Consider the following 24,962-nt stretch of genomic DNA (forward strand, 5'->3'; position numbering starts at 1 on the left):
TACTACACCCGATTGTCCGGCGGGACAAGGCCGTGGCGCCGGGGAATACGCGGTAAACACGGTAGATTGTTGCAAGGAAATGTCCGCCGCGGGAGACACAACGTGCATCTTAAATCTCTGACTGTGCGGGGCTTTAAGTCTTTTGCGTCGGCGACGACCTTCGACTTCGAGCCCGGCGTCACCGCTGTTGTCGGTCCGAACGGGTCGGGCAAATCCAACGTGGTGGACGCCCTCGCCTGGGTGATGGGGGAGCAGGGCGCCAAAACGCTGCGCGGCGGCAAGATGGAGGACGTCATTTTTGCCGGCACCGCGGGCCGCCCGCCGCTGGGCCGCGCGCATGTCTCGCTGACCATCGACAATAGCGACGGCGCCCTGCCGATCGAGTACTCCGAAGTCACCATTTCCCGCACCCTGTTCCGCACCGGCGGCTCCGAATACGCCATCAACGGCAGCAACTGCCGGCTGCTGGACATCCAGGAGTTGCTCTCGGATTCAGGCCTTGGCCGGGAAATGCACGTGATCGTCGGCCAGGGCCAGCTGGACAAGGTCCTGCACGCCACCCCGGAAGACCGCCGCGGCTTCGTGGAGGAAGCCGCCGGCATCCTCAAGCACCGGCGCCGCAAGGAGAAAACGGTCCGCAAGCTGGAGTCGATGCAGGCGAACCTGCAGCGGCTCACCGACCTGACCGGCGAGATCCGCCGCCAATTGACGCCGCTGGGGAAGCAGGCCGAGGTGGCCCGACGGGCGCAGCAGGTGCAGTTCGAAGTCCGCGATGCCCGCGCCCGGCTGCTGGCGGACGAGTTGGTGGACCTCAGCACCTCGCTGGAGCAGGAGGTGGCCGACGAGGCCGCGCTGAAGGCCCGGCAGGCCGAGGTGGAGCAGACTCTGGGCGCAGGCCGCCGACGGCTGGCCGAACTGGAGCGGCTTGCGGCCGAGGCCACGCCCAAACTCAACGCCGCGCGTGACAGCTGGTACCAGCTCTCGTCCACCCGGGAACGCTTCCGCGCGCTCGCCAGCCTTGCCAATGAACGACGGCGGCTGCTCGGCTCCGCCGATCAGGAACCGGACAGCGGGCGGGACCCGGAAATCTTGGAGCAGCAGGCGGCCGAAGTCCGCGAGGAACAGGCCGAGCTAGAGTTTGAGCTTGAGGACCGCCGCGAGGTGTTGGACGACGCGATCGAAGCGCGTGCCGCTGCCGAGCGAGCTGCACAGGACGAAGAGAAGCGGCTGACCAATATCCTGCGGGCTGCTGCCGACCGCCGCGAAGGACTGGCCAAACTGGCCGGGCAGGTGGGCGCGGCACGCTCCCGGGTGGAGTCTGCGGAGGCGGAGCTGGGCCGGCTCCGAGCGTCGATCACCGAAGGCGAGGAGCGCCGCCGGCAAGCCCAGGCCGAGTTCACCGCCCTCGAATCCCAGGCGGCCGGGGTGGAAGAAGGCGAAGAAGGCCTGGACGCCGCCTACGAGGACGCCAGCGACGAACTGGCCGAGATCGAAGCGGAACTGGAACAGCTGCGGGCCGACGAACGCGAGGCCGAGCGGGAACGTGACGCACTGTCTGCGCGCAAGGAAGCGCTCGAAGTCGGACTGAACCGGCGGGACGGCAGCGAGACGCTGTTGGCGTCCGGCACCGACGGCGTGCTCGCCCGTCTGGCGGACCTCATCACCGTGGAGCCCGGCTACGAGGCTGCCATAGCCGCAGCTCTGGGGCCGCTGGCGGAAGCCGTTGCTGTGGCGGACCCGGACGCCGCGGTCCGGGCACTGGCACTGATGAAGGCCGACGACGCCGGCCAGGTGGACCTCCTCATCGCCGGTGCGACGGGCGACGGGTCCCCGTTGGTCGACCAAGGGAGCGCCAGCGACCGTTCCCCGGTGGTCGACCAAGGGAGCGCCAGCGACCGCGTGGAGACCGCGGATCTCCGCGCAGGCGCAAGCGCCTTTGGTCGATCGCCGGTGGATGAGCGTTCCCCGGTGGTCGACCAAGGGAGCGCCAGCGACCGCGTGGAGACCGTGGAGGGTGCCATTCCGGCGAACAGTTTGGTCCAGGCCAAGCAGGGCGTGGAGGGTGTCGTGCGCGCGCTGCTGGGCGCCGTCGTCGTGGTTGAAGACCTGCAGGCCGCCGCCCGCGTGATTGCAGCCGATCCTGCGCTGACCGCCGTTACCCGCGAGGGCGACATCTTCACGTCCTGTTCCGCCCGGGGCGGCTCCGCCGGCGGTCCCAGCCTGCTGGAAGTCCAGGCGGCAGTGGACGAGACCGCGCAGCGGCTGGAGGCCGCGACGGCCCGGGCCGAGCGGGCCAAGTTCGCGATTGCCGGCGCCACCGCGCGCCGGGATGAGGCCAAGCAGCGGACCGATGCTGCGCTGGAACAACTTCACGAGTCCGACGCCCGGCTGGCAGCTGTTGCCGAACGGCTGGGCCAGCTCGGCTCCGCGCTGCGGTCAGCCACGGGGGAGAGCGAACGGCTGGCCAAGCTGGTGGCTGCCGCGGAGGCCAACATCGTCACCGAGCAGCAGAAGCTCGCCGACATCACCGAACGGCTGGCCGCGGCACAGGCCGCCGAAGACGCACCGGCCGACGCCGAGCCGTCCACCGACAAGCGGGACGCGCTCGCCGCCGCGGCAACCCACGTACGCCAGGTGGAAATGGAAGCACGGCTGGCGCTGCGATCGGGCGAGGAGCAGTTGACCGCCATCGGCAACCGGGCGGCTTCGCTGGAACGGGCAGCGGCCACCGAGCGCCATGCCCGGGCGCAGGCTGCAGAGCGCGCCCGGAAGCGCCGCTTGCAGGCCGCCAAGGCCGCGGCCGTGGCCCAGGGCGCGCAGCAGACGCTGGCTTGGCTGGACGTCTCGGTGGATCTGGCCGAACGGGAACGCGACCAGGCCGAAGAGGTGCGCGCTGCGTGGGAGGCCGAGCTGTCTACCGTGCGCTCGTCGACTGACGCGCTCGCCGCCGAGCTGCGCGAGCTGACGGACACCGTGCACCGTGACGAACTGGCCCGCGCGCAGCAGCGGCTGAAGATCGAGGCGCTGGAGGCCCGCTCCATCGAAGACCTGGGGCTGACACCGGACCATCTGATTGCCGAATACGGGCCGGACCAGCCGGTGCCGGTCGCCACTGCAGCATCGAACGACAAATGGGCGGCGCTTCGGGCCCCGGTGGACGAAGAGGGCAACGCCGTCGTCGAGGGCATTCCGTTCGTTCGCGAGGAGCAGCAGAAGCGGCTCAAGAAAGCGGAGCGGGACCTGGCCGCATTGGGCAAGGTCAACCCGCTGGCGCTGGAGGAGTTCGCCGCGCTGGAGGAACGCCACCAGTTCCTGAGCACTCAACTCGAGGACCTCAAGGCCACGCGCAAGGACCTGCTGGACATCATCAAGGAAGTCGATGAGCGGGTGGAACAGGTCTTCACCGAGGCCTACCACGACACCGCCGTGCAGTTCGAGCGGGTGTTCGGGCGCTTGTTCCCGGGCGGCGAGGGCCGGCTGGTGCTCACCGACCCGGAGGACATGCTCAACACGGGCATCGAGGTGGAAGCCCGGCCAGCCGGCAAGAAGATCAAGCGGCTCTCCTTGCTCTCCGGCGGCGAACGCTCGCTGACCGCGGTGGCCCTGCTGGTAGCGATCTTCAAGGCCCGACCGTCGCCGTTCTACGTGATGGACGAGGTGGAAGCCGCGCTGGACGACACCAACCTGGGCCGGCTAATCACCATCTTCGAAGAGCTGCGCGAATCCAGCCAGCTGATTGTGATTACGCACCAGAAGCGCACCATGGAAGTGGCCGATGCGCTGTACGGCGTGACCATGCGCGGCGACGGAGTCACCACCGTGATCTCGCAGCGGCTGGAGCACGCCAAGGCGCTGGTGGACTGAGGCAGGAAGGTCGGCGATGGTAAAGATTCCGGGCGAAACAGCTCAGCTGCTGACCGTTGAGGGCTGCCGGCTGCGCGTCCGGACCGTGGGATCCGGCCCGGAGGTGTTCGTGCTGGTGCACGGGATCGGCGTTTCCGGCCGCTACTTCGAACCCCTCGCAATAGAACTGGCCCGGCACGGCCGCGTCCATCTGATCGACCTGCCTGGCTACGGTGGGCTGCCCAAGCCTGACCGGCCCCTCGATCTGGTGGAACACGCCCGGTTGGTCCACTGCGCGATGACGGAGCTGGCTATTGGCCCGGCATTGCTGGTGGGCCACTCGATGGGTTGCCAAGTCATCGCCGAATTGGCCTTGCTGCACCCGGAAAGTTGTACCGGCCTGGTGCTGCTGGGGCCGACCACCAACCGGCGCGAACGGAACGTGTGGAAGCAAGGCTGGCGGCTAGTGCAGGACTTCTTCCGTGAGCCCTTGGCCGTGGACGCGATCGTCGTGACCGATTACCTGCGCTGCGGTCCGCGCTGGTATCTTGCCCAGCTGCCGGCGATGATCTACCAGAAGCTGGAAGACCGGGTTGCCCGCGTTCGGGTGCCGGTGCGGATCATCCGCGGCAGCCGGGATCCCATTGTGCCGCTCTACTGGTGCCGGGAGCTGGCCGATGCCCTGCCGGGAACCACCGTGGACAGCATCGACGGCGAGGGACACGTCATGATGTTCCGCTCGCCGAAGCCGGTGGCCGAGCTGTGTCTGGCCCCGGCCGGACCCCGCGGGGATGCCGCCGTCGGCGACCGGCCATGAACCGGCGGCTCCGGCGGCACCGGCTGCTCCGGATGCTCCGGCGGGCCTTGGGCTGGCTGGAGGACTACATCTACCTCGGCCATCATCACGTCCGCGGGTTCCTCGCCCGAGCCGACCCGGCACAGTATCGGGAGGGCGCCGAGCAGCAGGCGAGCCCCGTCGTCGTGATTCCGGGCATTTACGAGTCCTGGACGTTCATGCTCCCGTTGATTGAGCACGTCTACGGCCGCGGGCATCCGGTGCACGTGGTCGAGCCGCTGGGGTACAACGTGGGCAGCGTCTCGCGGATGGCCGGCATCGTCGGCGACTACCTGCGTCAGCACGATCTGGAGAACGTGACGATCATTGCGCACAGCAAGGGCGGCCTGATCGGTAAATTCGTGATGACGACGGCGGAGTCCGCCGTGCGTGTACCGCGGATGGTGGCAATCGGGACCCCGTTTTCCGGTTCCCGCTACGCGGCTTTTGCCGTGACGCCGATGGTCAGGGCGTTTTCGCCCAGGAACCGTGTGCTGCGGCAACTGCTGGTGAACCTGGAGGTCAATCACCGGATCGTGTCCATCTACAGCGCGTTCGATCCGCACATTCCCGGCGGCTGCCGGCTGGAAGGCGGCGTGAACGTCAGGCTGGAAAGCACCGGGCACTTCAAAATTCTTGCCGAGAAGCGCGTTCACGACATCATCGACCAGGTGCTGGCCGGAGCGACGCCGGCGTAGGGTCTCCACGCGCTCGCTGGCGCTCGCTTGGTCGACCACCGGGGGATGTCGCCCATTGTCCGGCCGGGCGAGCGGCGTTAGTGTCGAAAAAGAAGGACCACTGCGGACGCATACCGGGCAGCCGCATTGCCGTGCTGACTGCCCGAGACAAAGGAGGCAGGCATGGCGATCAGCCGGACAAACCGCTTGGATCGGGGTGCGCTATGGGTTCGGTAGTTGTTTTCGCCCCGTCGCCCGGACTGACAGTGACGGTGGAGGATGTTGACGGCAGCCCGGACATCCACTTTCACGCCGGCGGTCAAGGCGTTTGGCAGGCCCGGATGCTGACCGGACTCGGCGCGTCGGTCACCATGTGCTCCGTCTTCTCCGGCGAAACCGGCACCGTGATCCGGCATCTGATCGCCGATGAAGGCGTCGCAGTGATGGCGGTCGAGGGGCAGGGCAGCAGCGGCGCCTACATCCATGACCGGCGGGAGGGCGCCCGGGAGCTGGTGGCGGAAAACCCCGGTGAAAAGCTGACCCGCCATGACCTCGACGAACTCTACGGACAGACCCTGAAGGCCGGCATGGATGCCGGCACCGTGATCCTCAGCGGAGCGGTCCGCGAGGACGCCGTCCCGGCGGACGTCTACCGGAGGCTCGCTGCCGATCTTGGGACTGCGGGCTGCCGCGTGATCGTTGACCTGACCGGAGACCGGCTGACCGCTGCGCTCGAGGGCGGCGTCACCGTGGCCAAGATTGCCGACGACGAACTCACCGAGAGTGGGCGCGCTTCCTCGGACGAACCCGAGGCGATCATCGAGGCGATGCACGCCCTGCACGAGGAAGGTGCCGGCACGGTCATTGTGACCCGCGCGCACCTGCCGTCGCTGATGCTTCACGAGGACGAGCTCAGCCAGATTCGCGTCCCCGAAATGCAGAGCGTGGACACCCACGGCGCCGGGGATTCGCTGACCGCCGGGGTGGCCGCCACCCTGGCCGACGGCGGATCGATGCACGAGGCGGTGGTGCTGGGCACGGCCGCCGGCGCGCTGAACGTTACCCGCCACGGCCTTGGCACAGGCGAGGAGGGCGCCATCCGCAACCTGACCAAACTGGTGACGGTGTCCGCCTATCAGGCCGAGGAGCCCGCCGCCGACCAGCAGGTCAGTCCGGACGAGCTGGCCCGAAAGGTATGGAAGCAATGAAGACGCCCAAGATGGTCCTGATTACCAACGACGACGGCATCGACTCCCCGGGGTTGCATGCGCTGGCCGCCGGCGCCTTGGAGGCCGGGCTGAACGTGACGATCGCAGCGCCGGTCACCGAAGCCAGCGGCAGCAGCGCGTCCATTACCGCCCGGGAAGACGAAGGCCGGATCCGGGTGGAGCAGCGCACGTTGGAGGGGCTCGAGTCGGTGCCGGCTTTCGCCGTGCATGGCACCCCTGGTTTCATCTCCATGATCGCCACGCATGGCGCCTTCGGCGACCGGCCAGACCTGGTGCTCTCCGGCGTCAACCGGGGCGCGAATGTGGGCCGCGTGATCCTGCACTCGGGAACGGTTGGCGCGGCGCTGACGGCCGGCGTCAATGGCGGACACGGCATGGCGGTGTCGCTGGACACCGGACTGAACCCGTCCCACTTGAACTGGGACACCGCCGCCCGGATGGCCACCGGTTTGCTGCCGTACTTGATGGACCAGCGGGCGGGCACCGTCCTGAACCTCAACGTGCCGAACGTCAACGGATCCGAGCTGCCCGAATTCCGGGCGGCGACGCTGGCGGAGTTCGGCATTGTCCAAACCACGGTGGCCGAGCGCGGCGACGAACACCTCCGGTTGGCCATCGCGGACAGCCAAGAGCAGGCCCCGCCGGAGAGCGACTTCGCGCTCCTGGCCGCCGGCTTCGCCACGGTCACCGGAATCCAGCCGGTTACCGAAAGCCATTTGCCGGACTTCTCCGCAGCCGTGGACCGGCGTCGTTCCTGAAAAAGGGCAGTCCCCGTACCACCGAAGTACATCGGAGGCATCATGAGCCGCATAGACCGGATCGCCGAACCATGGGGGACACGGACCCCTTACGCCGCGGGAGACGACTGGCCGGTGCGGGTGGACATCTACCTGGAAGACGGGCTGGAACCGGACAGCGTGGACCGCTGGGTGCAGACTGCCTCCATCCTGCACTCCAACGGCGACGCGCTGGACCTTGCGGTCAAGGACGGCCGGATAGCCGGCGTCCGCGGCCGGGCCACGGACCGGGTCAATCACGGGCGGCTGGGTCCCAAGGACTTGTATGGCTGGCAGGCGAACGCGTCGCCGGACCGGTTGACCAAACCACTCATCCGGGAAAACGGCAAGCTGGTGGAAGCGGACTGGGACACCGCGATGGACCGCGTGGTGGGCCGGACCAAGGAGCTGCTGGACGAACAAGGCGCCAGCGCCATCGGTTTCTACACCACAGGGCAGTTGTTTGCCGAGGAATATTACACGCTGGGCCTGGTAGCGCACGGCGGGCTGGGCACCAGCCATGTGGACGGCAACACCCGGCTGTGCACGGCAACGGCCGCGGCGGCCCTGAAAGCGTCGTTTGGCTGCGACGGCCAGCCAGGTTCATACACGGACGTGGACCATGCGGACGTCATCGCCCTCTACGGGCACAACATGGCGGAGACCCAGGTGGTGCTCTGGTCCCGGGTGCTGGACCGGCTGGCCGGCCCCCATCCGCCGAAGATCGTCTGCGTCGACCCGCGGGCCACGCCGGTGGCGAAGGCCGCGACGGTCCATCTGGCGCCCCAGCCGGGCACCAACGTGGCGCTGATGAACGGCCTGCTGCACGAGATCATCGCCAACGACTGGGTGGACCACGATTACGTCAAGGCCCACACCGTCGGCTACGGGGAGCTGGAACAGCGGGTGAAGGATTACCCGGCGGAGCTGGCGGCGGAGATCTGCGATGTCCCGGTGGAGAAGATCCGCGAAGCCGCCCAGATCATCGGCCAGGCCGAGCGGCTGCTCTCCACGGTGCTCCAAGGGTTTTACCAGTCCAACCAGGCCACCGCGGCCGCCGTCCAGGTCAACAACATCAACATCATCAGGGGCATGCTGGGCAAGCCCGGCTGCGGCATCCTGCAGATGAACGGCCAGCCGACCGCACAGAACACTCGGGAAGCCGGCGCCGACGGCGACTTCCCGGCGTTCCGCAACTGGTCCAACGATGCCCACGTCAAAGACCTGGCCCGGGTCTGGAACGTGGACCCGATGGCCATCCCGCACATGTCCCCGCCGACGCACGTGATGCAGATGATGCGGTACGTGGAGGACGGGTCGATCCGGATGCTCTGGGTCAGCGGCACCAACCCCGCCGTGTCGCTGCCGGAACTGCGGCGCATCCGCTCGATCCTGGAACAGGAGCGGTTGTTCCTGGTGGTGCAGGACATTTTCCTCTCCGAAACCGCGCAGCTGGCCGACGTCGTGCTTCCCGCCGCGACGTGGGGCGAGAAGACGGGCACCTTTACCAACGTCGACCGGACCGTCCACCTGTCGGAGAAAGCGGTTGATCCGCCGGGGGAGGCCAAATCCGACCTGGACATCTTCCTGGACTACGCCCGGCGGCTGGATCTGAAGGACAAGGATGGCGGCCCGCTGGTGAAATGGCACGATCCGGAATCGGCCTTCGAAGCGTGGAAAGAGTGCACACGCGGCCGGCCATGCGACTACACCGGCATGACCTACCAGAAGCTGCGCGGCGCGTCAGGCATCCAGTGGCCGTGCAACGAGGACAACCCGGACGGCACCGAGCGGATCTATGCCGACGGCAAGTTCTGGAGCGCGCCGGACTACTGCGAAAGCTACGGCCGGGACCTGCTCACCGGCGCCCCGCTGGAGCCGGACGAGTACAAGGCGCTGAACCCGGACGGCAAGGCGCTGCTCAAAGCCGCCGACTATCTGCCGCCGCACGAGCTGCCCAGCGAAGACTTCCCGCTGCAGCTGATCACCGGGCGCACGCTGTACCACTTCCATACCCGGACCAAGACCGGCCGCGCACCGCAGCTTCAGGCCGCCGCCCCCGAGGTCTGGGTGGAAATGTCCCCGGCCGACGCCGCCGCCTACGGCATTACCGAAGGAGACCTCGCGGAGGTGGCGACGCCGCGGGGGGCCGTACAGGCCCAGGTGCGGATCAGCGGCATCCGGGACGGCGTGCTCTTCCTTCCCTTCCACTACGGCTACTGGGACACCGACGGCGGCCACCAGCCCGACGGCGCCGGGCGGGCGGCCAACGAACTGACCATCACCGACTGGGATGCCGCGTCCAAACAGCCCATTTTCAAGACCGCCGCTGCCCGGGTGGAGAGAATCGGCGCGGGCGATGGACCGGCGCCGGCGCCCACCACCACCGCCTCCGCACCGGCAGGCCCGATCGACCGGCAGACGGCCGGAGGCCACACCGCAGGCGTTGACGAACGGCTGCAAGCGGCGCCCGGGGGAGGACTGTCATGAGGATCGGCCTGGTACTGGAAGAGCTGCATCGCTCCGAAAACGATTTGGCGCACGAACTGCTGCAAGCCAGCGAACGGCACAAGGTGGACCACGAGATCTACCATCTTGCCCGCGATCTGGCCCGCTGGTCGCAGCAGCACGTCCGGGAGATCGCCGAGATCGGCCGGCAGTACGGACAGGAGCTCGCCCCGGAGCCAAAGGACGAGAGTGCCTGGGCCGAACGGATGCGGGAAAAGGGCAGCGAGCTGCTAGGCCGCCGCGACGTCGCCTTGCTGCTGCTGCGCGACCTGCGGGAGATCTACCTGAAAGCCTCCGGGGTTTCCACCGACTGGGAAATGCTGGCGCAGGCGGCCCAGGGCATCAAGCACACCGACCTGTTGGCGGTGGCACAAAGATGCCACCCCGAGACAGTCCGCCAGATGCACTGGGCCAACGCCAAGCTCAAGGAGTCTTCGACGCAGATCCTGATCAGCTGAGCCAGGCTCAGACCAGCTGACGCGGGATGCTGCGCTGCCAGTTCTGCGAGTAGACGCGCGGATTGCCGTTATCCTCGTCCAGCTCGTACGCGTCCAACTGTGCGTTCACCACAAAGTCCGTCGGTGTAGAGGTCAGTACCGTCCTGGTCTGCACCTCCACCCGCCAGTCGCCGCGTTCGTAGCGCCGGACGGTCTGGGTTTCGCCGCGGACCGAATTCACGTCGTTACCGCGGGAGCTGTACCACTCGTTGCTTACCCGCAGGATGTCCGTGCCGGTTTCGTCAATCCGGAACCGGCCCTGGTCGTTGATGATCTCCACTGTCGAGGTGCCGGTCTCCAGGTCGCGGATGGTCCGCCAATGATGGTTGCCCGGATTCAGCAGGGTGGTCGCCAGCTCCGGGGCCGCTTCCGGCTCCGCGAAGGGACGCAGCTCGCCGTCGTCGGCACGCGGCTTGCGCACCGGGAGGTCCAGCGTGCCGCCGGAGAAGATGGTGACCGTCGCCGGTTCCGGCGCCGGCCACACCAGCGGCCAGTACGACGTCGAGACGGACAGCCGCAGCCGGTGGCCGGCCGGGAATGACTGCGCCAGACCGTTGAGCGGGATTTCGATCCGGTAGCGCTCGCCGGGTTCCAGCGGCTGCGGCTGCTCGCTGCCGTCGCGGTGGGTCAGGTTGAGCAGACCGTAGGTGACCCGGGTCGCCTCCCCGTTGGGCGCCACATCGGAAAGCCGGGCCACCAACTGGGCGACGGGCTTGTCCGAGGCGACCTCAAAGGTGGCGACCGGCCGGCCGAAAACTTCAAGATCGCCGTCCAGCGGCTCGGTCTCGTAGACCAACGAGCCGCCGTCCTCTTCGCGCTGGTCGGAGGGCAGGTCCGGCAGCGCCGCGTAGGACGCCCACTTGCCGGCGAACATGCCCACACTCAGCGGCGAGAGGAGGTCGACGCCGCCGCCGGGCTCCACCGGCGCGCCTTCCGGGAACAAGCCATACCGGCCCAGTTGCCAGCGTTGGTTCTCGATGTTCGGCGACGGCCAGGACGGTTCGGCGACCCAGTGGCCCGGGCGGTCCTGGTAGGACGGTTCGGGGGAGACCGAGTCCTGCATCCAGGCCCGGACCATGGGCTCTTCCATCAAGCCGGTGTCCTTGTCCTTCAGCCAGTGGTCCCACCAGCGCACCGCTTCCTGCAGGAAACCGATGGCCGGACCCGGCACGCCAAGATGCGGGTACTTGTGCCCCCAGGGACCGATCAGCCCTTGGCGCGGCACGTCCAGGTTCTCCATCAGGCGGAAAATCGCGTTCGTGTAGCCGTCCGCCCAGCCGCCCACGGCCATGACCGGGATCTTCACCTGCGAGTAGTCCTCACAGACCGACGCCGGCTTCCAATAGTCGCCGCGGGTCTGGTGTTCCAGCCAGGTCTCCAACCAGAGGCCGCTGCCGGAGAGCCGCTCGTGCCACATATCGCGCCATTTGTCGCCGACGATTTCCGGGTCCGGCGGCAGGCTGTTGAACGCAAACATGACGGTGGCCTCGGAGAGGTTGTCGGCCAGCAGGCAGCCGCCCATGTAGTGCATGTTGTCCACGTACAGGTCGTCGGTGGCCGAGGCGCTGATGATTGCCTTGAGGGCCGGAGGCTGGCGGGCGGCCATCTGCAGGCTGTTAAAGCCGCCCCAGGAGATGCCCATCATGCCCACCTTGCCGTCGCACCAGGGCTGGTCCGCCAACCAGGCGATCACGTCCTCGGCGTCTTCGTGTTCCTGCGGCCGGTATTCGTCAATCATCACGCCGTCGGAATCGCCGCTGCCGCGCATGTCTACCCGGACGCTGACGTAGCCGTGGCCGGCCATGTAGGGATGGTTCAGTTGGTCGCGGCCGCGGGAATTGTCCCGCTTGCGGTACGGAATGTACTCAAGGATGGCCGGGACCGGAAGCTGCTCGGCGCCCTCCGGCATCCAGATCCGTGCCGCCAGTTGGGCGCCGTCGCGCATTGGAATGAAGACGTTTTCGATGGCGCGGATCTTATGCGGAAAGTCCTCGATGGTTTTCATGCAGTGCTCAGTGCTCCTTTCGGATGGTGTCTGCACCGGATGTTGCCTGGGCCGAATACTGCCTGCACCGGATGCCCGCACCGGGCGCTGCCGGCGCCGGGGCGGGCTTGGTACGCCTGCACCGGGCTGCAAGGTCGCGGCCCGGCGCAGGCACAGGACTAGGCGGCGGGAACTGCCTCGAACTCAAACGGCAGCGCTTCGACGGCGGCGTTGTAGCGCTCCACCAGCTGGTCACGGTCATCGGCGCCCAGATACAGGATGCCGACGACGTAGCGGTAGCTGTCCTGGTTGGGCAGTTCAGACAGCCGGTCTCCCACCTGCACCTGACGGGTGAAGTTGGCATGCGGGATCTGCTTGGCCAGCCGGGCAACGTCCTGCTCGTCGGGGACGCGGGTCACGATCGCGTCCTCGTCATGGAAAACCATGCACTGGGAGGCGACGGCGAACTCACCCTTGCGGTGCGGCATGGTCGGTTCCACACCGAGCGCAATATCGATCGCGACCTCATGGTTGGATACCCCGTCTACCTTGGCGAAAAGATCGCTGTGGGACTGGGAAATGCGCGTGTTGACCTCGATCAGCCACAGCTGGTCTTCGGCCTGGTCCCACATGAACTCGGCGTTGAAGCAGCCGTTGTCGAAACCCACATGCCGCAGGTACCGCTCGGCCAGCTCGATCATCCGCTGCTGGACGGGCTCCGGGACGCTGTTCGCCGGGTAGTCCAGCCGCTCGAAGCTGGTTCCGGCAGCGTCCTTGTGCATGTCGAAGACACCGTGGGCGTTGTACGAGCCTCGGAACATGGTGCCTTCCGGGGCGGCCTGGGTTCCGGAAACGAACTGTTCGGCCAGGCAGGTGTTGCCGCCGGCGTTCTGCAGTTCCGGTGGCAGATCCACCATCTTCAGCACCTCGTTGAAAGCGTCGCCAACCTGCTCGATCTCGGCCCGGATCTGCCGGATGGCGTCGTTGAAGTCTTCTTCGCTGCGGACTTCGAAGCCGAGGTTGGACGAGTGCGCCTTGACCGGTTTCACCCAGAAGGGGAACGGAATGTCGATCTGCTGCAGGGCGCCGTCGTCGAAAGGGTCAAAGGAGGCAAACTGCGGCACTACCTCTGGGATGGACGCCTGCTGCTCCAGCCGGCTCCAATACTTGTGTTCACACTTGAGCACGCTTTCCAGCGTGGGCGCCGCGATGCCGTATTCCTTGGCGAGGATGGGCCCGATGACGCTGGTGGGGAAGTCCCAGTGGGAGACGATCGCGTCCACGCTGCCGTCAAAGTCCCGCAGCTGCTGCCGCGCTGCGTCCAGCAAGCCGTGGAAATCGATGTCCTGCGCTCCGACCAGCCGGTCGTAGTCCAGCAAGCTGTGGAAAGTGTAGTTTTCGGCTCCGCGGACTGTCTGCAGTTCGCCTGCCTGGAAATCTGTCAGTCCCAGAATAAATACGTTCTTCAAATTGATGCCTCCCGTTGTTGGTGAAGACCTTCATGGACCAGTGCCGGGTGCGGCGGCCACGAAAGGATCGGTTGGTCGGGTGGGATATTTCGACCCAACCACGCGCCCGATAGGCCGTCAAGGCGCGAACCGAGCTGGCAGGGTGGGGCTGGACCAGACGTCCGCCGCCGTCGCGGGGCCAGACTGGACCGCTGTGATGTGGGGCATGCATGTACGGCATGATGGGGGGATGGCGCAGAAACAGGCACCGTCGGAGCAGCCCATGAGCGACTTTGCGAAGGGCTTTGACTATCCGATGTATGTGGTCACCGCCGTGGGCGGTGCGGGCCAGCGGTCCGGCTGCCTGGTCGGTTTCGCAACGCAGTGCAGCTTGAAGCCCGCGCTGTTCCTGGTCTGCATCTCGCAGCAGAACCACACCCATCCCGTGGCGCTGGAGGCCAGCGTCCTCGCTGTGCATGTGTTGGAGCGCCGCCAGCGCGCGCTCGCAGAACTCTTCGGCGAAACAACCGGTGATGAGGTCGACAAGTTCTCCCGCTGCGACTGGGAGCCGGGCCCGGAGGAGGTTCCGCTGTTGGTGGACGCAGCACGGGTCATGGTCGGCCGGGTCGTGAAGAAGGTCGGCATGGGCGACCACACCGGCTTCCTGCTGTCCCCGCTCCAAACACGCGGAGGCGGCGTCACTGACCTGCTGTCCTTCAGCGACGTCAAGGATTTCGACGCCGGCCATCCCGCCTAGGATTCCAAGATGACGTCAACTCAACCGTGCACCAGCCCTGACCGTGATGCCGCCGCGCGGATGTGGCGCGAGTATGCCGCGGCGCGGCCTGAGGACACCAGGCCAGGCGAGGAGGTTGTCGCCGACCATTTCGGCGACAGCGCCGCGCTCGCGGACGAGCTGCTGGGGCTGGTGCTTGCCGGTCAGAAGCGCGCCACGGCAACGCTCGCGGCTGAATTCCACCTGCAGGGAGAACGTTTGCCGCGGATCGGGGACCACTGGGTGGCCTGCGATGGCTCGGGCAAGCCGCAGGCCATTCTGCGCTCCACCGAGCTCCGGCTGGGGCCGCCGTCCAGTGTGGACGAGGCATTCGCCTGGGATGAGGGCGAAGATGACCGGCAGCGCTCGACCTGGCTGGAGCAACACGTGGCCTACTGGAAGCGGGTCTGTGCCGCGCAGGGAATCGAGTGGCGCGGCGACAACGAAGTAGTGTTCGAGCGCTTCCGGATTGTGTGGCCACCGGAGCTCGCCGACTAACCATGCGCAGGGCGGTTGCCGCCGTGCCGCCGCCCTACAACCTTTCCCTGCCTTACTGTTGCGCCAGCCTTCCGCGGACCATGTCGCTGACCGCCTTGCCGTCGTAGCGGCCGGCAACCTTCTCGGTGACGGGCTTCATCACCGCACCCATCTGCCGCATGGACAGTTCCACACCGTCGGCCTTGAGCCCGGCGATGGTGGAGTCCACGATCTCCGCTACGTCGGCCTCGCTCAGCGGCTTGGGCAGGTAGGCCTCGATAATTTCAGCCTCGGCAGTCTCCGCCGCGGCCCGTTCCGACTCGCCGGCCTCGGAGTATATGCGTGCGGTATCGCGACGTTTGGCCGCTTCCTTCTGCAGCAGGGCGGTGGTCTGGGCATCATCCAGCTCCACCGGAGTCTTGCCCGACTTTTCCTTGGTGGTGATCTCGCCCAGCACATTGCGGACGGTGGTCAGTGCCGTCTTGTTCCCGGCCTTCATGTGGGCTACGACGTCGGCCTGCAGTTGCTCTTTCAAACTCACGTGGGTTCCTCGCTTCGGTGTTGTTGTGGTCGATGAGTGGTCAGTCGGTGCGTCCAGCAATCGACGTTCGGTGTGGCATCAGGTGGTGGCATAGCGGGCGACGAAGTTGCGCAGGATCCGCTGCGGGACCGACACCGTCTTGCTGCGGACCTGCTCCATCACCGCCTCCGCCTGGTCCGGCGGAAAGTAGCCCGCGTTCCGGTAGATCCAGATCCGGGTCAGCAGGCCTTCGGTATCCAGTTCTGCGTGGAACTGGGTGGCATAAAGGTGGTTCTGCAGTCGGAACATTTGGTACGGGCAATGCTCGGATTCGGCCAGATGGACCGCGCCCGCGGGCAACACGGAACAGGCTTCCTTGTGTCCTACGAACGCGCTGAATTCGCGCGGTAAGCCGGTGAGCAGGGGATCGGCGGCGCCGTCCTCGGTCAGCTCCACCTGCACTGCGCCAATCGGCTCACCGTATTGCCGGTCGACCACTCCGCCGCCGTGCCGCCCCAGTGTGCCGACCCCGTAGCAGGCGCCCAAAAACGGAAAATCGCGGGCGACGACGGTGTCCAGCAGCTGCTCCAGCTCGGCTTCCACCCGCAGCTGGACGGACGACTTGGTTGCGTCGTCGTCGCTCGACGTGAACGGGCTGCCGCCCAGGATGATGCCGCTGTAATCGTCCAGATCGATGACCGGCATCGGTTCGGCTTCCAGCCGGACACGGCGCAGGTGGTTCGGGTCCAGACCGCCGAACCGGACGAAAGCCGCATATTCCTCATCGGCTGCGGTGTCGTCGGCCCGGGTGGCCAGCAGCAGGAACGGCTTCATGCGTTGATCGTACAGTCGCCGCGGCGTGCGCCGGTACGACGGCTGTCGGTACGGCGGCTGGCAGGGGCGGTGCCGATATGGCAGCGGTCACCGCGGATATGGCAGGAGTCACGGCGGCGCCTGCTGGTACGGCGGTTGTCCCGGCCCGGCAGCCGTCCTTGCCAGCCTGACCTCCCGCCCCGGCTGCTCACGCTGGCTTCCACGGTTTACCCCAGCTCTTCGGCTTGGCCGAAGGAAAACGATTCCAGAGCGTTTGGAACCGCGATACTGCCTCTTGGGCGGTCGCCTGCTCGAGGGCGTCCAGACGGCCATAGAGGAAGGTGTCCTCGCCGTCGTAGGCCGCCCGGGCCGCAACCCGGCGCAGCAGTTGACGGGCCACGACGGCATCCTGGTGCTCGCCCAGGACACCTTGGATTTCGTGGGCCGCTTCGCCCAAGGCGGCGACGTCGACGGGGGATAGCGCCGCGGCCGCTTCGGCGGCATAGCGCAGCTGTTTCGCTCGTCTACGGACCTTGTGCAGCGCTGCTTCGGCCTGTTCCGTGCCCTCCGGTGCGGCGAGGGCGGAGCGGGCGGCTGCACGGAGGCGCTTGAACTGCCGGCCCACCAGCCGCGGCACCACCTGCCGGGCGGGTTCGAAGGCCAGCGGGGCCAGCTGCGGGTGGGCCAGCCAGACCTCGAGATCCGCCGCCAGCTGCCGGTAGCGCTCACTGTCGAGGGCCAGCACCACCTGCCGGTGGCCGGCGTCCAACCATTCCGCCAGCTCCGAGGTCAAACGGCGGACGGCAGGTGCGGTGCCCGGGGCGCCCGGCAGCACCGTCCGCTCCAGCTGCCGCTGGAACTGACGGGCCAGCTCCGGACGGGCGTCCGCATGGACCCCGTCGCTTCTGGTCCCGGCGCCAGGCTCAACCGGCCCGCCGTCGTCGTCGTCCCCGTCCGTTCCACCGCTTCCAATCCCGTCGTCAGGCTCAACCGGCCCGCCGTCGTCGTGCCCGTCCGTTTCGAGTCGGCCGCCGTCGCGCTCATTCGGTGCGCCGTCGTGGACCCCGTCCGGTCGTCCGCCACCGTCGTGCTCGTCCGGTGCTGACCGGTTGCCCTGCTCCCGACCCAGGGCCTCGCTGCGTGTTTGGTCCCCCGAGGCAGCAACCAGCAACCGTCCCAGGCGTTCGGCCTGCACCTCCGCGTCCCTGGCGGAAGCCAGTTCACCGGCGAGCCACTTCAGGCCGGCCTGCAGCCGGTCCGGCGGGGGATCCAGCAGTTTGCGGTAGGCCTTTAGGACCGAGCGCATCCGGCGGGTCGCGGTGCGTATCTGGTGCACGGCGTCCGGGGCGTTCTGCCGGGCGGGGCCGGCCAGTTCGACGAGGCGAAGAAACTGTCCGCGGATGGTATGCAGCAGCATGTCGGCAGCCGGGCCCTTGAGATCCGGCTCGGCAGCCGGGCCCTTGAGATCCGGCTCGGCAGTCGGGCGCTTGAGATCCGGCTCGGCAGTCGGGCGCTTGAGATCCGGCTCGGCAGTCGGCCGCAGCGGCGACGCGCCGTGCTCGTGACCGGCCGGCGCGGCCTTCCGCCCGTCCTGTTCGCTGCCGTTGGGGGACATGCCCGCAGTGTACCGCCGAGGGTAAACGGAGCCCCGGTGCCGCTGCACGGCCAGTCGTAGTGGCCGGTAGGCTAGACCCCGTGGACGCAACCATGATCATTATTTACGTCGTCATCGCCATTGCCGTCATCGGCCTCGTGGCAACGCTGCTGCTGCGCGGTCGCAAGACTCCGCCGGGCACCTACACCACCACCCGGGACGCCAACGACCCGGCCACGCCGCCGGCCGGGGGCGGAACCGACACACTGGAAGCGCCCCGCGGACCAACCGCCACGGCACCGCCCATCGGGGTACCGACCGAAGAAGAACCGCTGCCGGTCGGCGTCGAAATTCCGGAGGATGCCGCAGCGCTGGAGACCATTCCGGTGGAGACGCCGGCGCCGGTGCAGGGCCGCTTGGCCCGGTTGCGCGCCCGGCTGGTGAAGTCCAACAACGCGCTGGGCAAGGGGCTGCTGGCCCTGCTCGCGAGCGACAAAATCGACGACGACGTCTGGGACGAAATCGAAGAGACTTTGCTGCTGGCCGACCTCGGAACGGAGCCGACGCTGGAGCTGGTGGATGCGCTCAAGGACCGCGTGAAGGTGGAGGGCAGCCGCAATCCGGAGCAGGTCAAGGCCATGCTGCGCGAGGAGCTGGTCAAGCTGGTGGACCCGTCCATGGACCGGTCGCTGGCCGTGATGCGGCACGCCGACCGCCCCGCCGTGATGATGGTGGTGGGCGTCAACGGCGTCGGCAAGACCACCACGGTGGGCAAGCTGGCCCGCGTGCTGGTGGCCGAGGACAAGGACGTGATCCTGGGTGCCGCGGATACCTTCCGTGCGGCCGCGGCCGAGCAGCTCGCCACCTGGGGCTCGCGGGTGGGGGTTCCCACGGTGAAGTCCGACGTCGATGGCGCGGACCCAGCTTCCGTTGCCTTTGAGGCGGTCAAGGCCGGCATCGACCAGGAAGTCGACGTGGTCATGGTGGACACCGCCGGCCGCCTGCAGAACAAGGTGGGCCTGATGGACGAGCTCGGCAAGGTCAAGCGCGTGATCGAAAAGCAGGCCACGGTGGACGAAGTCCTGCTGGTGCTGGACGCCACCACCGGCCAGAACGGGCTGAACCAGGCCAAGGTCTTCGCCGAGGTCGTGAACATCACCGGCATCGTGCTGACCAAGCTTGACGGCACCGCCAAGGGCGGCATCGTCGTCGCGATCCAACGCAGCCTGGGCGTGCCGGTGAAGCTGGTTGGCCTGGGCGAAGGCGCCGACGACCTGGCCCCGTTCGAAACCGAAGACTTCGTGGACGCGCTGCTGAACTAGCAGGCGGGCTTCGCACGGGCCAAGGCATGCTGCCTGAGCACGCTGCACGACGGCGGTCCCTCCTGCCGGACATCCCGTCCGGCAGGAGGGACCGCCTTTTTTAGGGCCGCTCCCGAGCTGGGGCCGGTGGTTGGAGCCTACGCCGCGGTAGAACCCAGCCCGCTAAACCGGTGCTTTGCCGACGGCGCGCCGGGTTCGGATGCCGCCCTGGGATCGGAGGGGAGTGTCGGGCTTCGCAGGGCGGTCAGCACACCCCACAGCACCGCGGCGATGGCCAGCCAGGTGTTGTCCACGCTGCCGCCGGTGTCGGGGCCGAGCAGCCAACTGATGCCGAGCGAAACGTAGCTGAAGCTGAGCACAGTCCGCAGGATCGAACGCGCCTGCGGCCAGAGGGCGTGCAGCAGGCAGGTCCCGGCCAGCACGATGCCGAGGGCGCCCTGGACCGGCCAGTGGTCGATGCCCATGGTCCAGTACTCGGGCTGGGAACCGGTGGTGCGGGACACCTCAAGGGCATGCCAGGCGTAGGCTGCCCAGAAGGGGAGAGCCAGCACGGCGAGCACCAGCAGCGGCCAGTCTACCGACAGCCCCGGCCGCTGGAATCGGGTACCGGCGCGCCGGGCGGACCATAGCAGGCCGAGGGACATGAGGCCGAGCACCGCAGCCATCACCACCGGGCCGAAGCTGAAGCCGAGCAGGGCACCGAAGAGGAGCGCCGCCGTCGTAAGCCACAGCAGGACGAGGACCGGCCAGACGTCCCGCGGCCGGCACGCCGCCCAGCCGAAGGACAAGGCCACCGCGAACGTGGTGAGGACACCCCAGCTGGTCTCCAGCGCCGCGACCTCGACGTAGTAGGAATCCTCAACGAACATGGTCGAGAGGTCGATCAGTCCGAAACCGGGCAATATTGCCCAAAACAGCACGGCGATCGCCGCGAAAATACGTCCCCCAACGGTCATGGGTCAGAGAATAGCGGCGAACGTGGTGCCTGGCTACGGCTCTGCGCGGGTCAGTCCGCCGCCGTTCCCTTGACCGGCTTCGTCAGCGTCTCGCGACCGAACACCAGCCAGAGCAGCGCTGCCGCCAGCATGACCGCACCGGTGGCGCCGAAGGCCCAGGCATAGTTCAGCCGGTCGGCCAGCATGCCGGCGAGGACCGGGCCGACAATGGCGCCCGCGTCGGTGCCCATCTGGAACACGGCCAACACCTTGCCGCCGCTGCGGTCGCTGCCGATGATGTCGCCCACGGCAGCCTGTTGCGCGGGCCCCAGCAGCCCGGACCCGAAGCCGGCAATCACCGAGGCCGCCACGAAGACCGGCACGGATTCGGTGAAGCCGATGGCGGCGATCGCCAGTCCGGCAATGGTGAGACCGGCGACCACCAGCGGGCGGCGGCCGGCGGTGTCGGCCAGACGGCCGGAGAAAGTCAGGGCCAGCGCATTGCCGACGGCGAAGACGGCCAACGCCAGGCCAGCGGTCTCCGGTCCGGCCCCCAGTACGGCGGCCGCAAACAGCGGAATCAGTGCCATTCGCACCCCGAACGTTGCCCAGCCATTGGCGAAGGCGGAGACGACGGCGGCGCGGTAGCCGGGATCCGACAGCGCCTCGCGCAGATCCATCGCCTCCGGTACCGGCCCATCGTCGGCGGTCTTGGGCGCAGGCTTCTTCAGCAAGACGGCGACGACGGCGGCCGCCACGAGCAGGGCCAGGGCATAGACCACGAAGGGCATCCGGAGCCCGAACCCGGCCAGCAGGCCACCGACCACCGGCCCCAGGATGCCGCCCATCAGGAAGGTGCCTGCGTAGAGGCTGGAGACCCGGCCGCGTCCGCTCGGCGGGGCCAGCCTCAGGATCAGTGCCATCGCCGACACCGTAAACATGGTGGAGCCCAGACCGCCGAGGCCGCGGAAGATCAGCAGCTGCCAATAGTCCTGCGCCATCGCACAGGCTCCGGTTGAAGCAGCCACAATTAACAGCCCGGTGAGATAGACCCGGCGTTCGCCCCAGCGGCCCACGAGCGCCCCACCCACCGGCGCGAACACCAGCCGGGCGAGGGCAAAAACACTGACAATGACGCTGGCAGCCGCCACACCGACATCGAAACTGGCGGCGAACTGCGGCAGGACCGGCGCCACCAAACCGTACCCGAGGGCGATGACGAATGCTGCCGCAACCAGCACCTTGATGTCCCGCGGCAGCGGCGTCTGCGCCTCCTTGCCCTGGCGCTGCAGGCCAGGGAGGCGGAGATGGCGCTCGGTGCGGCGGGAAACTGGCATGCCATTAAGCCTAGCCCGCTGGGATAGATGTCCTTGCGGCAGCGCGAGCGACGGCGGCGGCAGCGGCATTGACGGCGGCAGAGGTAGCGACAGCGGCTGCGGCGGCGGCGACTGCGGCAGCAACAACGATGGCGGCGGGGGACGGGGCCAAGGCTCGCGCCGATCCGATGGCGGGCGCCGCCGTCGTGTTGGCGGGCGCCGTCGTGCGTTGCCTGCCGACCGAATTTGCCGTGCGGTTCCTCGGTGGCGAGCACCGCCGTCGTGCGTTGCGGGTGCCCATCCAAACTTGCCGCGCCGCCTCCTCGGTGGCGAGCACCGCCGTCGTGCGTTGCCTGCCCACGTAACACTGCGGAAACACGCCGGATAAGCCGGTTTTACTTGGGCGGGTTTCTTGTAACGCGGCCGCAATGCAGCTTCCGGCTTGCCGAAACACGCCGTCGGCAATCTTGAGTCAGCGGCGGGAAGCTACCTGCCAAAGGACGAGAGGACGTGAAGATGGATCTGTCAGCAGGTCACGTCTGGGTAATGATTTCGGCAGCCTTGGTGCTGCTCATGACGCCGGGATTGGCGTTCTTCTACGGCGGCATGACGCGGGCCAAATCCGCCCTGAACATGATGATGATGAGCTTCTCCGCCGTTGCGCTGGTCGCCGTGGTCTGGGTGCTCTGGGGTTACTCCATGAGCAGTGGCGAAGGAGTGGCCCAACTCTTCGGCAATCCGTTCGCTGCCCTCGGCCTTGAGCCGCTGCTCAACACCGAAGACCTGATCGGTGCAGGTTACGGAGCTACCTTCGCGATCATCACCGTTGCCCTCATCTCCGGGGCCATCGCCGACCGGGCCAAGTTCGGCGCCTGGGCGCTGTTCGTGCCGGTCTGGGTCACGCTGGTCTACTGCCCGCTGGCCTTCATGGTGTGGGGCGGGGGACTGCTCGGCGCTGAAGGAGCTATCGGTGCCTGGGCCGGAGAAGCGATCGACTTCGCTGGTGGCACCGTGGTGCACATCAACGCAGGTGTGGCCGGCCTGATCCTGGCCCTGATCCTGGGCAAGCGCAAGGGCTTCGGCAAGGACCCGGCCCAGCGCCCGCACAACATTCCGCTGGTGATGATCGGAGCCACCTTGCTGTGGTTCGGCTGGTTCGGGTTCAACGGCGGTGCGGCGGGAACAGCGGAGGAAGCCGGCCTGATCTGGGTCAATACCATGGCCGCCCCGGCTGCAGCCATGATCGGCTGGTTGGTGACCGAACGCATCCGCGACGGCCGCCCCACCTCGCTGGGCGCTGCCTCCGGCGTGGTCGCCGGGCTGGTGGCTATCACTCCGGCTTGCGCGAATGTGTCGCCGGTGGGCGCCGTGGGCCTCGGCCTGGTGGCCGGTGTGCTGGCAGCGCTGGCCGTTGGGCTGAAGTACCGCTGGGGCTATGACGACTCGCTGGACGTAGTGGGTGTCCACCTGGTGGCTGGCCTTGTCGGTACCCTGGCGCTGGGCTTCATCGCACTGCCGGTCGAGGGGGCGGGCGGCGGCCTCTTCTACGGTGGCGGCTTCGCCCAACTGTGGGCACAGACGGTGGCAGCAGTCGTATCCGTGGTGTTCTGCGCGGTGCTCACTGTCCTCATCGGGCTGGCGATCCACAAGACCATCGGCTTCCGGGTGACCGAAGAGCAAGAGGTCACTGGCGTGGACCTGACCCAGCACGCGGAATCCGCATACGAATTCGGCGGCCTGGGAACCGGCGGTACGTTCATCCCGCACCCGGCTACCGACCGCAGCTCCCATAACGCCGGCATCGGAAACCACGTCAAAGAAGAGGTCAACGCATGAAACTGGTCACAGCGATCATTCGGCCGCAAAAGCTCGATGCCATCCGCAACAGCCTGGAAAGCTACGGGGTCCAAGGGCTGACGATCAGCCAGGCCAGTGGATACGGCCGGCAGCGCGGCCACACCGAGGTCTACCGCGGCGCGGAATACACCGTGGACCTGCTGCCTAAGATCCGCATCGAAGTGCTGGTCTCGGACGAACAAGCCGACGACATCGTTGATGTCCTCGTGGCCACGGCCAATACAGGTCACGCCGGCGACGGCAAGGTCTGGCTGGTAGATGTCCAGGAAGCCGTTCGGGTGCGCACCGGTGAACGCGGTGAAGCCGCCCTCTAGGCGCCGTATTCTCCGCTGGCTCCGACGTTCTTCGACTACTCCGAAGCCCGGTTGCTTTGGCCGCCCCTGTGGCGGCCGGGCAGCCGGGCTTTGCTGTGTGACGCGGTTTGCCAGGACAAGCAGGGAGATCGCAGGGACGAATCGCTTGGGCGGCTTGGCCTCCACAGGCTCCCGAATCCTCGTCCGCGGGGGGCGGCTTGGCCTCCACAGGCTCCCGAGTCCTCGTCCGCGGGGGGCGGCTTGGCCTCCACAGGCTCCCGAGTCCTCGTCCGCGGGGGCGGCTTGGCCTCCACAGGCTCCCGAGTCCTCGTCCGCGGGGGGCGGCTTGGCCTCCACAGGCTCGTGCTGGCGGGTGTTTGTGCACATACGTCGAACGCCCGTTCTAGTCGGAGCTTGCGCTGCGTAGCGTCGAAGTATGGCAGCGGAACCGTTGGACGAGGCACAGGAGCCGGAGGAACACACCGGCTCCACGGCCACGCCACCGGACTCCGTATCGATGCCTTCTGCCGTCGCTGATGCCGTGTCCTCCCGGACACCAGCCGGCACCGGTTCCACTGACAGCGATGGCACCTCCGAGGGGGCAGCGGAATCCTCCGCTGAGGGGTCAGCCGAACACTACGCTGACTGGCCGACAAAATCCGATGCCGTCAACGGCGGGCCGGCCGAACCCGGAGCCGTCGCCGGCGGGCCAGCCGAACCCGGCCCGAGCACCCCAACCGTCCCAGCCCTGTCTGCCGCGGATCGCGCCCTGACGGAGGACCGCACATCATCTGATCCTGCAGCCATTGAACCTGCCGCTGAAGCCGCCGAAGATCCTGGCAGCGCCGGTCCCGAAGACGATACCGCAGTGGGGCGCCGGCGGGGCGGGAGTTGTGGGAGGAGGACTGGCGGGAGCTGGAACCGGCGGAACTGGCCGGGCTGCTCGCCGGCACCGACCCCGGGACCCTGGACGACTGGTCGACGATTGAATACCTCCAAGCCGTCCGCAAACACGAGGCCTGGACCCAGTCCCGCCGCACTCGCGGCCTGCACCGCATGGCCGTGCTCCGGCCGGCCACCGGCGCCGACGTCGGCGCCCCGGACGGGATTTCCCGGCACGCCGCGCAGGAACTCGCCCCGATCCTCGCCGTGCCCCGGCGGCAGGCGGCCGCGGACCTGGCCGACGCGCATCAGCTCGGCACCCACCTGCCCGCCACCCTGGCCGCCCTCGACCAGGGTGCCATCGATCTGCCGCGCGCCGCA

The 24,962-nt window shown here is 67.7% G+C and carries 19 protein-coding genes and 1 pseudogene; 13 read left to right on the forward strand and 7 right to left on the reverse strand.

Annotated features, from left to right (window positions below):
* The first annotated feature begins 102 nt into the window (after window positions 1-102).
* The 7 genes from ACMX2H_RS14700 (at window position 103) to ACMX2H_RS14730 (ending at window position 10,326) form a co-directional block, all read left to right on the forward strand.
* Window positions 103-3,864: an AAA family ATPase gene (locus ACMX2H_RS14700; protein WP_414961388.1), complete on the forward strand. Its 3,762-nt coding sequence runs from the start codon at window positions 103-105 to the stop codon at window positions 3,862-3,864.
* 16 nt (window positions 3,865-3,880) lie between these two features.
* On the forward strand, window positions 3,881-4,660 hold the full coding sequence (locus ACMX2H_RS14705) for an alpha/beta fold hydrolase (protein ID WP_414961389.1): 780 nt from the start codon (window positions 3,881-3,883) through the stop codon (window positions 4,658-4,660).
* On the forward strand, window positions 4,657-5,376 hold the full coding sequence (locus ACMX2H_RS14710) for an esterase/lipase family protein (protein WP_414961390.1): 720 nt from the start codon (window positions 4,657-4,659) through the stop codon (window positions 5,374-5,376). Before ACMX2H_RS14705 ends, ACMX2H_RS14710 begins: the two co-directional genes overlap by 4 nt.
* 203 nt (window positions 5,377-5,579) lie before the next feature.
* A complete protein-coding gene (locus tag ACMX2H_RS14715; protein WP_414961392.1) occupies window positions 5,580-6,563 on the forward strand; it encodes a 1-phosphofructokinase family hexose kinase in 984 nt (327 codons plus the stop codon).
* The gene (surE, locus tag ACMX2H_RS14720; protein WP_414961394.1) at window positions 6,560-7,342 is read left to right on the forward strand and encodes a 5'/3'-nucleotidase SurE; all 783 of its coding nucleotides are present in this window, start codon (window positions 6,560-6,562) and stop codon (window positions 7,340-7,342) included. Before ACMX2H_RS14715 ends, surE begins: the two co-directional genes overlap by 4 nt.
* Window positions 7,343-7,384: 42 nt before the next feature.
* On the forward strand, window positions 7,385-9,850 hold the full coding sequence (locus ACMX2H_RS14725; protein WP_414961396.1) for a molybdopterin oxidoreductase family protein: 2,466 nt from the start codon (window positions 7,385-7,387) through the stop codon (window positions 9,848-9,850).
* Window positions 9,847-10,326: a hypothetical protein gene (locus ACMX2H_RS14730; RefSeq protein WP_414961398.1), complete on the forward strand. Its 480-nt coding sequence runs from the start codon at window positions 9,847-9,849 to the stop codon at window positions 10,324-10,326. Before ACMX2H_RS14725 ends, ACMX2H_RS14730 begins: the two co-directional genes overlap by 4 nt.
* 7 nt (window positions 10,327-10,333) lie before the next feature.
* On the opposite strand, the gene ACMX2H_RS14735 is transcribed toward ACMX2H_RS14730, so the two are convergent.
* Window positions 10,334-12,370 carry a CocE/NonD family hydrolase gene (locus ACMX2H_RS14735; RefSeq protein ID WP_414961400.1) on the reverse strand — a complete coding sequence of 679 codons (2,037 nt, stop codon included), beginning with the start codon at window positions 12,368-12,370 and terminating at the stop codon, window positions 10,334-10,336.
* A gap of 158 nt (window positions 12,371-12,528) precedes the next feature.
* Window positions 12,529-13,818 (reverse strand): ATP-grasp domain-containing protein, encoded by a 1,290-nt coding sequence (locus ACMX2H_RS14740; protein ID WP_414961402.1) that lies wholly within the window; start codon window positions 13,816-13,818, stop codon window positions 12,529-12,531.
* Between the two features lie 229 nt (window positions 13,819-14,047).
* On the opposite strand from ACMX2H_RS14740, the gene ACMX2H_RS14745 reads away from it, so the two are divergent.
* Complete coding sequence (locus ACMX2H_RS14745; RefSeq protein ID WP_414961404.1) at window positions 14,048-14,554, forward strand: flavin reductase family protein; 507 nt, start codon at window positions 14,048-14,050, stop codon at window positions 14,552-14,554.
* Window positions 14,555-14,563: 9 nt separating this feature from the next.
* Window positions 14,564-15,070, forward strand: a complete 507-nt coding sequence (locus ACMX2H_RS14750; RefSeq protein ID WP_414961406.1) for an ASCH domain-containing protein — start codon at window positions 14,564-14,566, stop codon at window positions 15,068-15,070.
* A gap of 52 nt (window positions 15,071-15,122) precedes the next feature.
* Here the strand turns inward: ACMX2H_RS14750 and ACMX2H_RS14755 are convergent, their stop codons facing one another.
* The 3 genes from ACMX2H_RS14755 to ACMX2H_RS14765 form a co-directional block, all read right to left on the reverse strand.
* Window positions 15,123-15,590 carry a GatB/YqeY domain-containing protein gene (locus ACMX2H_RS14755; protein WP_414961408.1) on the reverse strand — a complete coding sequence of 156 codons (468 nt, stop codon included), beginning with the start codon at window positions 15,588-15,590 and terminating at the stop codon, window positions 15,123-15,125.
* A gap of 78 nt (window positions 15,591-15,668) precedes the next feature.
* On the reverse strand, window positions 15,669-16,403 hold the full coding sequence (locus ACMX2H_RS14760) for a glutamine amidotransferase (RefSeq protein WP_414961410.1): 735 nt from the start codon (window positions 16,401-16,403) through the stop codon (window positions 15,669-15,671).
* Between the two features lie 187 nt (window positions 16,404-16,590).
* Window positions 16,591-17,997 (reverse strand): CHAD domain-containing protein, encoded by a 1,407-nt coding sequence (locus ACMX2H_RS14765; RefSeq protein WP_414961412.1) that lies wholly within the window; start codon window positions 17,995-17,997, stop codon window positions 16,591-16,593.
* Window positions 17,998-18,089: 92 nt separating this feature from the next.
* On the opposite strand from ACMX2H_RS14765, the gene ftsY reads away from it, so the two are divergent.
* Window positions 18,090-19,298 carry a signal recognition particle-docking protein FtsY gene (gene ftsY, locus ACMX2H_RS14770; RefSeq protein ID WP_414961425.1) on the forward strand — a complete coding sequence of 403 codons (1,209 nt, stop codon included), beginning with the start codon at window positions 18,090-18,092 and terminating at the stop codon, window positions 19,296-19,298.
* A 137-nt stretch (window positions 19,299-19,435) separates the two neighbouring features.
* Here the strand turns inward: ftsY and ACMX2H_RS14775 are convergent, their stop codons facing one another.
* Complete coding sequence (locus ACMX2H_RS14775) at window positions 19,436-20,254, reverse strand: hypothetical protein (RefSeq protein WP_414961413.1); 819 nt, start codon at window positions 20,252-20,254, stop codon at window positions 19,436-19,438.
* A 50-nt stretch (window positions 20,255-20,304) separates the two neighbouring features.
* Window positions 20,305-21,570 (reverse strand): MFS transporter, encoded by a 1,266-nt coding sequence (locus tag ACMX2H_RS14780; RefSeq protein ID WP_414961415.1) that lies wholly within the window; start codon window positions 21,568-21,570, stop codon window positions 20,305-20,307.
* Window positions 21,571-22,065: 495 nt separating this feature from the next.
* On the opposite strand from ACMX2H_RS14780, the gene ACMX2H_RS14785 reads away from it, so the two are divergent.
* From ACMX2H_RS14785 to ACMX2H_RS14795, 3 genes and pseudogenes are all read left to right on the forward strand, one after another.
* Window positions 22,066-23,385: an ammonium transporter gene (locus ACMX2H_RS14785; protein ID WP_414961417.1), complete on the forward strand. Its 1,320-nt coding sequence runs from the start codon at window positions 22,066-22,068 to the stop codon at window positions 23,383-23,385.
* Window positions 23,382-23,720, forward strand: coding sequence for a P-II family nitrogen regulator (locus tag ACMX2H_RS14790; protein ID WP_414961419.1), 339 nt, complete (start codon window positions 23,382-23,384; stop codon window positions 23,718-23,720). The genes ACMX2H_RS14785 and ACMX2H_RS14790 overlap by 4 nt, the downstream gene beginning before the upstream one ends.
* An 870-nt stretch (window positions 23,721-24,590) precedes the next feature.
* Window positions 24,591-24,962, forward strand: a pseudogene (locus ACMX2H_RS14795) (hypothetical protein); the annotation flags it as partial.

This window comes from Arthrobacter sulfonylureivorans, from assembly GCF_047607445.1.
Lineage (GTDB): Bacteria > Actinomycetota > Actinomycetes > Actinomycetales > Micrococcaceae > Crystallibacter > Crystallibacter sulfonylureivorans_A.

Excerpts from the sequence above, each read along its gene's own strand:
- ACMX2H_RS14735 (WP_414961400.1), bottom strand. The coding sequence starts at position 12,370 with ATGAAAACCATCGAGGACTTTCCGCATAAGATCCGCGCCATCGAAAAC.
- ACMX2H_RS14715 (WP_414961392.1), top strand. The coding sequence starts at position 5,580 with ATGGGTTCGGTAGTTGTTTTCGCCCCGTCGCCCGGACTGACAGTGACG.
- ACMX2H_RS14765 (WP_414961412.1), bottom strand. The coding sequence starts at position 17,997 with ATGTCCCCCAACGGCAGCGAACAGGACGGGCGGAAGGCCGCGCCGGCC.
- ACMX2H_RS14710 (WP_414961390.1), top strand. The coding sequence starts at position 4,657 with ATGAACCGGCGGCTCCGGCGGCACCGGCTGCTCCGGATGCTCCGGCGG.
- ACMX2H_RS14745 (WP_414961404.1), top strand. The coding sequence starts at position 14,048 with ATGGCGCAGAAACAGGCACCGTCGGAGCAGCCCATGAGCGACTTTGCG.
- ACMX2H_RS14730 (WP_414961398.1), top strand. The coding sequence starts at position 9,847 with ATGAGGATCGGCCTGGTACTGGAAGAGCTGCATCGCTCCGAAAACGAT.
- surE (WP_414961394.1), top strand. The coding sequence starts at position 6,560 with ATGAAGACGCCCAAGATGGTCCTGATTACCAACGACGACGGCATCGAC.
- ACMX2H_RS14790 (WP_414961419.1), top strand. The coding sequence starts at position 23,382 with ATGAAACTGGTCACAGCGATCATTCGGCCGCAAAAGCTCGATGCCATC.
- ACMX2H_RS14760 (WP_414961410.1), bottom strand. The coding sequence starts at position 16,403 with ATGAAGCCGTTCCTGCTGCTGGCCACCCGGGCCGACGACACCGCAGCC.
- ACMX2H_RS14775 (WP_414961413.1), bottom strand. The coding sequence starts at position 20,254 with ATGACCGTTGGGGGACGTATTTTCGCGGCGATCGCCGTGCTGTTTTGG.
- ACMX2H_RS14725 (WP_414961396.1), top strand. The coding sequence starts at position 7,385 with ATGAGCCGCATAGACCGGATCGCCGAACCATGGGGGACACGGACCCCT.
- ACMX2H_RS14780 (WP_414961415.1), bottom strand. The coding sequence starts at position 21,570 with ATGCCAGTTTCCCGCCGCACCGAGCGCCATCTCCGCCTCCCTGGCCTG.
- ACMX2H_RS14750 (WP_414961406.1), top strand. The coding sequence starts at position 14,564 with ATGACGTCAACTCAACCGTGCACCAGCCCTGACCGTGATGCCGCCGCG.
- ACMX2H_RS14785 (WP_414961417.1), top strand. The coding sequence starts at position 22,066 with ATGGATCTGTCAGCAGGTCACGTCTGGGTAATGATTTCGGCAGCCTTG.
- ftsY (WP_414961425.1), top strand. The coding sequence starts at position 18,090 with ATGATCATTATTTACGTCGTCATCGCCATTGCCGTCATCGGCCTCGTG.
- ACMX2H_RS14705 (WP_414961389.1), top strand. The coding sequence starts at position 3,881 with ATGGTAAAGATTCCGGGCGAAACAGCTCAGCTGCTGACCGTTGAGGGC.